Annotated in this window: 7 protein-coding genes; 5 read left to right on the forward strand and 2 right to left on the reverse strand. The window is 55.4% G+C overall.

Features of this window, described 5'->3' with window-relative positions:
• Positions 1–152: 152 nt before the first annotated feature.
• Positions 153–677, reverse strand: coding sequence for a YhcB family protein (locus tag A3754_RS12355; RefSeq protein ID WP_063519931.1), 525 nt, complete (start codon positions 675–677; stop codon positions 153–155).
• A gap of 116 nt (positions 678–793) precedes the next feature.
• Between A3754_RS12355 and A3754_RS12360 the strand changes: the two genes are divergently transcribed.
• The 5 genes from A3754_RS12360 (at position 794) to A3754_RS12380 (ending at position 6,405) form a co-directional block, all read left to right on the forward strand.
• Entirely contained in the window at positions 794–1,426 is a 633-nt protein-coding gene (locus tag A3754_RS12360) for an alpha/beta hydrolase (RefSeq protein ID WP_063519932.1), read from the forward strand.
• 131 nt (positions 1,427–1,557) lie between these two features.
• Positions 1,558–2,640 (forward strand): cell division protein ZapE, encoded by a 1,083-nt coding sequence (gene zapE, locus A3754_RS12365; protein ID WP_063519933.1) that lies wholly within the window; start codon positions 1,558–1,560, stop codon positions 2,638–2,640.
• 165 nt (positions 2,641–2,805) lie between these two features.
• Entirely contained in the window at positions 2,806–3,951 is a 1,146-nt protein-coding gene (locus A3754_RS12370; RefSeq protein WP_063519934.1) for an acyl-CoA dehydrogenase family protein, read from the forward strand.
• Between the two features lie 202 nt (positions 3,952–4,153).
• Entirely contained in the window at positions 4,154–5,401 is a 1,248-nt protein-coding gene (locus tag A3754_RS12375; protein ID WP_063519935.1) for an OmpP1/FadL family transporter, read from the forward strand.
• Between the two features lie 341 nt (positions 5,402–5,742).
• Positions 5,743–6,405, forward strand: coding sequence for an outer membrane protein (locus A3754_RS12380; RefSeq protein ID WP_063519936.1), 663 nt, complete (start codon positions 5,743–5,745; stop codon positions 6,403–6,405).
• Between the two features lie 89 nt (positions 6,406–6,494).
• On the opposite strand, the gene A3754_RS12385 is transcribed toward A3754_RS12380, so the two are convergent.
• On the reverse strand, positions 6,495–7,412 hold the full coding sequence (locus A3754_RS12385) for a DUF2167 domain-containing protein (RefSeq protein ID WP_063519937.1): 918 nt from the start codon (positions 7,410–7,412) through the stop codon (positions 6,495–6,497).
• Between the last annotated feature and the right edge of the window lie 224 nt (positions 7,413–7,636).

Here is a 7,636-nt window from a genome sequence, read left to right on the forward strand (position 1 = left end):
CGAACATCTTCGTCATGCGAGCATGACTTCCCACCAATCCCGAAGTTTGAGGGGGGGAGCGATGTTTACATCGCGAAGGCTTCAGGTCTGGCACAGAACCTTAAGTGAACGGTATTACCGCATCAGCGGGCTTTTTTATGGTTGCTCGGCCATCAGCCGGGTTTCTTGTCATCTGCGGCGTCGTCATCTCCCTCGGCATAATCCCGGGGCGGCTCGACCACGGTGTCGGGGATCGGGTTATCGGCCACGTCCACTGGCGCAAAGGGGCCGGTGGGTTTTTGCTGCAGGCCAAAGTCTTCCGAGAGCGTGCCCTTGGCGCTGGGGGCATAATCCAGTGGTGGCGCCATGGGTTCGCTATTCTCCTTGTCCGGTGCGGAATCCAGGGATTTGGCCACGGCCCGTTTGCGGCCCACTTCAGAGCAGAGTACCTGGGCGCCCTTGGACAAATGCTCATGCACGGAGCGATACGCCTGGGTCATATCGTTGACCAGATCAGCGGTCTGCAGAAAATGATCGTCTACCTTGTCCCGATAATGATTCAGTGCCTGACGGGCCTCGTCACGGTCACGAATCAGTTGGCCGGCTTGCCGCCGTGCCGGTAACAACCAGAAAAGCAGTCCTGCACCTACCACCACGCCGGCAGCAAAGCACAGCACCCCAGTTGTCAGCATATCCATGGCATACTCCTGTAAGGTATCGCCAAGACGCTGGCGATAACGCTGAGGCTATTGCAGCACAGAGCTGCTCAGCCGCCAAGGGTGAAAGGCGTAACAGGATGCGATAGGAGTAGAAAATGGCAGCACAACGGCAAACCTTATCCGGTCCAGCCGGGCAGCTGGAGGTCGTCGTGGAACAGGGTAGTGATACGCCGCCGTTTGTGGCCATTGTTTGCCACCCCCACCCCCTGTTTGGTGGCACCATGGACAACAAGGTGGTGACAACCCTGGCTCGGCTGGCCCGGGATAAAGGGGCCGTGGTGGTGCGCTTCAATTTCCGGGGTGTGGGTGAAAGCCAGGGGGCCTATAGTGATGGCATCGGCGAAACCGAGGATCTGCTGGCTATCCACAGTTGGCTGACACACCAGTATCCGCAATTGCCGCTGTGGTTGTCGGGGTTTTCCTTTGGCAGTTTTGTGGCGGCGCGCGGGGCGGAAATTCTCACGGCCAACGGTATGCCCGCCCGGGAACTGCTGCTGGTGGCGCCGCCAGTGCACCATTACCCGTTTGACGAGATTGAAAATACCGGCTGTCCGGTGACCGTGGTGCAGGGTGAGGACGATGAAGTGGTGCCGGCGGAGCAGGTGTTTCGCTGGGCAGAGCAAACATCCCTTGCCCCCGATCTGGTCCGTTTCCCGGATTGCGGCCATTTTTTCCACGGCAAGCTGGTGGACCTGAAGGAGGTTGCGGCCAGCCACCTGCCCGGCTAGCTTTGCCCTGCGAGTGGATTTTCCCCGGATGGTTGTCAGCTGGCGGCCCCGGCGCTACATTGGCCCGCCCTTGCCGGGCCTGTTTCAGGCCCTGAGCCGGTTTCAACTACATAGTGGCAGGTCCGCGACCCATGACCCCTCTTGAGCAATACAAGGCCGACCTTCAGCGCGATGACTTTTTCCAGGACCCGGCCCAGGAGCGGGCCGTCGCGGCGCTGGACGACCTCTACCATCGTTTGCTGGCAGAGCCATCGTCAGGCGGTTTGTTCGGGCGCTTCCGCAAGCCCCGCCCGCAGATGGGTCTGTATATGTGGGGTGGCGTGGGCCGTGGCAAAACCTACCTGATGGATGTGTTTTTCCAGACTCTGCCGTTCAAGGAAAAGCGCCGCATGCACTTTCACCGTTTTATGCAGAAAGTGCACCGGGAAATGCGTGAACGCCAGGGCGAAAAAAATCCGCTGATCAGCATCGCCCGCAAATTTGCCAGTCAGGCCCGGGTGCTGTGTTTTGATGAATTCTTTGTCACCGACATTACCGACGCCATGATACTGGCTGGCTTGATGCAGGAGCTGTTTGCCAATGGGGTGACCCTGGTGGCCACCTCCAATATCGAGCCGGATGGCCTGTACAAGGATGGCCTGCAACGGGCCCGTTTTCTCCCTGCCATTGATTTGCTGAAAGAGCACACCCAGGTGCTGAACGTGGACGGCGGCAATGACTACCGCCTGCGTCTGCTGGAGCAGGCCGAGCTATATCACTGCCCCCTGGGGAAAGGGGCTGATACCTTTCTGCAGGAACGATTCCAGGCCCTGGAGCCGGATCACTCCCGCCACCGGGATCGTGGCAATGTGCTGATTGAGGGCCGCAAAATTGCTACCGTCGTCTGCGCGGACGATGTGGTCTGGTTTGAGTTCAAGGAACTGTGCGATGGGCCGCGCAGCCAGACTGATTACATCGAAATTGCCCGGGAGTTCCATACTGTGCTGTTGGCCAATGTGGAGCAGATGGGCGCAGGCAAGGACGACATGGCCCGGCGCTTTATCAACCTGGTGGATGAATTCTACGACCGTGCCGTCAAACTGGTGGTCGCCGCCGAGGTGCCCATCGAAGATATCTATGCCGGTGGACGGCTGGATTTCGAATTTGAGCGCACCCGTTCCCGCTTGCAAGAGATGCAATCCTCCGAATATCTGGGCCGTGAACACCGGGCCTGATCCGTTTCCGACAACAGCGTCATTGGCCAGGTTTCACAGATGAGCAAGGGCCTGAGCGTTTCGGTCATTGCCCGATGACCGCCACAGTGAACATTATGGGGCATTCTGTGCCCCTGCCAGTCCGGCGTTGGGGCCACTCCCGATAACCTGATGCCGGAGAGCATGATGATTCCCCGTACGCTGTTTAGTTCTGACCACGAAACCTTCCGCGATACCGTACGCAAATTCCTGGAAAACGAAGCCGTTCCCTTCAATGAAGAATGGGAGCAGCAGGGCGTTGTGCCTAAAGAGGTATGGTTAAAAGCGGGCGAGCAGGGTTTTCTGTGCCCCATGGTGAGTGAAGAATACGGCGGTATCGGCGCTGATTTCCTCTACAGCGTGGTGATCAGTGAAGAGATTGCCAAACTGGGCCTCACCGGCATTGGCTGGGGGCTGCATACAGAAATTGTGGCGCCTTACATTGAGAACAATGGCTCTGAAGTATTGAAACAGAAATACCTGCCGAAGATGGTCACCGGTGAAATGATTGGAGCCATCGCCATGACCGAGCCCGGCGCGGGCTCCGACCTGCAAGGCGTGAAAACCACCGCGGTGAAAGACGGCGATCACTACGTGCTGAACGGCTCCAAGACCTTCATCACCAATGGCCAGAATGCGGACATCGTGATTGTAGTGGCCAAAACCGATCCCACCAAAGGCGCCAAGGGCATCAGCCTGTTTGTGGTGGAAACCGATTCCGAGGGGTTCGAGAAAGGCAAGAACCTGAAGAAAGTGGGCATGAAGGCCCAGGACACCTCCGAGCTGTTTTTCCAGGACGTGCGCGTACCGGCAGAAAACCTGCTGGGTGAAGAAGGCATGGGCTTTATTTACCTGATGAAGGAATTGCCCCAGGAGCGTCTCGGTATTTCCATTGGTGGTCTGGCCATGGCCGAGTCTGCGCTGGCGCACACCATCGAATACGTGAAGGAAAGAAAGGCCTTCGGTAAACCGATCGCCGGTTTCCAGAACACCCAGTTCAAGATTGCCGAGATGCACACCAAGCTTGAAGTGGCTCGCACCTATGTGGACCGCTGTCTGGAACTGCACCTGAAGAAAGAACTGGATATTCCTACCGCAGCGGCGGGCAAATACTACATTACCGACCTGCAGTGCGAAGTGATCGACGAGTGCCTGCAGCTGCACGGTGGTTATGGCTACATGTGGGAATACNCGATCGCCCGTATGTTCGCCGACTCCCGTGTACAGCGGATTTACGGTGGCACCAACGAGATCATGAAAACCATTGTTGCCAAGGCGGTGCTGGCGGATTGATGCCACCCGGACGGTAAACAAAAGGGCTGCTTCGGCAGCCCTTTTTTTGTGGGCGTAATTTTACAAAGTGACAGTTTCTAGTGTGAAAGTATGAGGATTTTACGGGTCTTGCTGTTATTCGCCTAAGTTGTGTATAAGTGAAGTCAGATCGAGGAATGATCTTGCGTGTACGCTAATAATTTTAGGAAGAGGGAGAGCAGCAATGAAAAAAACAGGTGCGTTACTTATTGGTTCCGCTCTGGGGCTGGTTACCGGCCAGACCATGGCCAGTGGTTTTGGTGTGTCGTATCAATCCGTCTCTGCGATGGGTACCGCGTATGCGGGTGCAGGCGTTTTGAGTGAGAATGCCTCCAACCAATGGTACAACCCGGCGACACTGGCTGGCTTGAAAAAGACTGAATTGTCGGTGGCGGTGCATCAAGTTTGGGTGGATACCCATTTTGAGGCTGACGCCTCTACAACAGGTTTTAGCAATGGGCCAGGTGATATGGAAGATGTGGAGCCATTCATCGGCAGTGGTTTTCTGGCTGTACCGATAAGCGAAACGATGACTTTCGGTTTTTCGGTGACGGCACCTTTTGGCACCAAGGTGGAATATGAGGATAACTGGGGTAATGGTTTGTCTCCAGTTGGTCCGTTCTCTGGTGATTTTTATTCTACGGAATCTGATCTTCAAACCATTAATTTGAACCCTTCACTAGGTATCCAGCTGACCGATAATTTGAATGTGGGTATTGGTGTTAGTTACCAGACATTGGATGCGGATATCGAAAACGCCGCTACTCGTCTGGAAGGTGATGATGACGCTTATGGCTGGAATTTGGGGCTGACGTATAGCCCGGATGATAATAATCATTTCGGGGTGGCGTACCGTTCCAGTATTGATTATGAAGTTGAGGGGGATATCACCTTCAAAACGGCGGGCCCAATAGCAGGTCCTCATTCTGGCTCCACAGATGTGGAATTGCCTGCGTCTTTGCAGCTTTCCTATGCGGGTGATCTTTCTGATCGCACCCAGATTTTGCTGGGTGTCGAGTGGATGGAATGGAGCAGTCTGGATGAGTTGGTGATTGACCACGCGGGGCCGGCCCCCTTACCGAACCCTGCGGTTGAAGCGTTTGATTGGGAAAATACCGCGCGTTACTCTCTGGGGCTGCGTCATGGCCTGAGTGAGTCTACTGTTCTACGCTTCGGTGTGGCGATGGAAGAGTCTACGCAAGGAACCAATAATCGTTCTGCAATTTCTCCGGATTCCGAGAAAGTTTGGGCGACAATAGGGGCCGGTTTTGAGCCAATGGAAAATATGTTGATCGATGTCGCTTATGCCCATGTTTTTGTTGATGATGCAGACATTAACAGAGCTGATGCCTCTCGGGCTCCTGCGGTTTTAAATGGCACTTATGAGCTGGATGCTGATGTTATCGGTGCCCAGTTGAGTTATCGATTCTAAACCAAATGCAATAGTGAAAGCAGAAAAGCGAACCTTCGGGTTCGCTTTTTTTTGGTTTTTATTTTCCTTGAAAAAGAAGCGTGAGCGGCACAATGAGATTTTCGTGGCCAGGATTGTTTTTATCGTGTCGATGAAGCGGCAATGCGGTTCAGGCAGGCTTTGTATCGCGTGGCCAGCGTCTTCATCATGCAAGCATGAATTCCCACAAATGCCTGACGTTTGCGGGTGGGGCGGCGAGGTATAGCGAAGTCGCGCCGGTTTGACTAGTTGCCGGTTTACGCGAATCACTTTGGTGGTGGTATGCTGCCAGGGAACAGCCAGATGGATCACAGGGGCAAGGAATGAAAAGAATCGCGTTGGTAGGCACGGCATGTCTGTTATCTCTGCCGGCGTTGGCAGAAATCCCCAATAGCTACCGGGCGGAGCGCTGGGAAGGCAGTTTTCGTGTGATTGGCCTTGAGGGGCAGTCATTCACGGGGGATGGTGGGTCCAAAGCGAAGGTGGATGATGATATCGGGTTTGGTTTCGATATGGCCTATAACCTGGATGAAAAGCTGTCGCTGGGGTTTGCCCTGGAGTGGGTGGATACGGATTTCCGAACCACCACGCAGCCGGTGGCCGGGGGCAGCGCCTTTGATGGCCGTGGCGACCTGGAAATGACCACCATGAACGTGAACGGCACTTACCACTTTTTCCGCAAGGCGCTAACGCCCTATGTGCATGGTGCGATGGGGGCCACTTACCTGGATACCAATGTGCCCACTGGGCCGTCGACGCCGGTGTGCTGGTGGGATCCGTGGTGGGGCTATTACTGCGGGCTGGATACGCCGACTCTGAACGATACGGTATTCAGTTATGAAGTGGGCGCTGGTGTGCGTCTGGATGTGAACGATCAGTTCTTCATGCGTGGTGGCTACAGCCAGCAATGGCTGGACGTGGACCGCAGCGCGGGCACGGTGGATCAAGGCCTGTGGCGTTTCGGTTTCGGGATGCTGTTCCAGTAGTCGTTCGGTAGGCAGCAATGGAGGCGGGACTGCGAGGTCGGATCATCGCTGTGGACGATCCGACCGATGCAGTTTGATCGCAGGCAGTATTACTTCTTTCTGAACAGTGTTTTTCCAGCGGCCAGAACACCGGCAATAATCACGAACCAGAATTTTTTCAGCAATAGCAGGGCGACTGCGAAGAAGCCGGTTTTGGCCAGCACTTTGCCGGCGATCAGTCCGCCAATACCGTAGGCGGCCATGTGATCGGTATCCGGGTTGAAATCTGCATAGCGGTTGCCGTCGGTGAACGATGACATGGCCAATACCTGGTCCAGCCGCTGATTGATTTCTGGCAGAGATTGCATGCCGGCAATGAAGTTCATCTGCAGAAAGCCTTCACGGCCCAGCTTGCGGATATTGTAGTTCAGGGTGTCCCCCTCCGTGTCTTCAAAGCGCAATTGCTTGGCCCAGTACAATTGATGTTGCTGTTCGTCGTAGTGTGGTTGCTCTGCCCAGCCCACCAGTTTGATAGTGGGGTAGTCCTGTTCCTGGCGGTATTTATTTTCCTCTTCGAGGGAATCCTGCATGTCGCTAAGCAGGTCGCTGTAATCGATGCTGGAAGCATCCTCGTCGTCAACATGCCCTTCTTCCACGTAGGCGATATCCACGCCCCACGCCTGTTCATCAAAGGGCTGGTAGTTGGCAGGAAAAAGCATGCCCAGTGTGTTCTGGTCTGGTGGATTGCCCCACATGTCCTCAAGCACAACCCGGGCGTCTTCGCTGTCCAGATAGTAAAAATCGTCTGGCACCTCCAGTACGGCGCCGGCACCGTCCAGGGTTATGCGCCCCTGTTGAGGGCTCATGCCTTGCCAGAGGTGTTCCACATATTCCTGGTACTGCTGAAGCATCTCTGCTTCGGTCAGGGTTTTCGGCTCTTCTTGTTGGGTATGTTCGGTGGTATTGGCGTGGATGGCGGTGCTGGCAATCAGCAATACGCAGCCAGCCGCATGGCTCCATGCGTTCATAGTCAATCCCTTGTAGCAAGCGGTGTAATGGATTTTTGATAATGTGAAGGTGTGGCTTTCCCCGACGAAAAGCTTACGTAATTTGCCGTCGCGGCGGTGGGCAGGTCATGACATTTGTGATGGGGGGCGCGTTCCCTGGTCACTGAGGAGCTGTTCCACCAGGGCGCCAGCCATGGCGCGGTAACCGCTGGCGCTGGGGTGGTAGCCGTCTTCGGCGAGCAGGG

Source organism: Alcanivorax sp. HI0083, assembly GCF_001635175.1.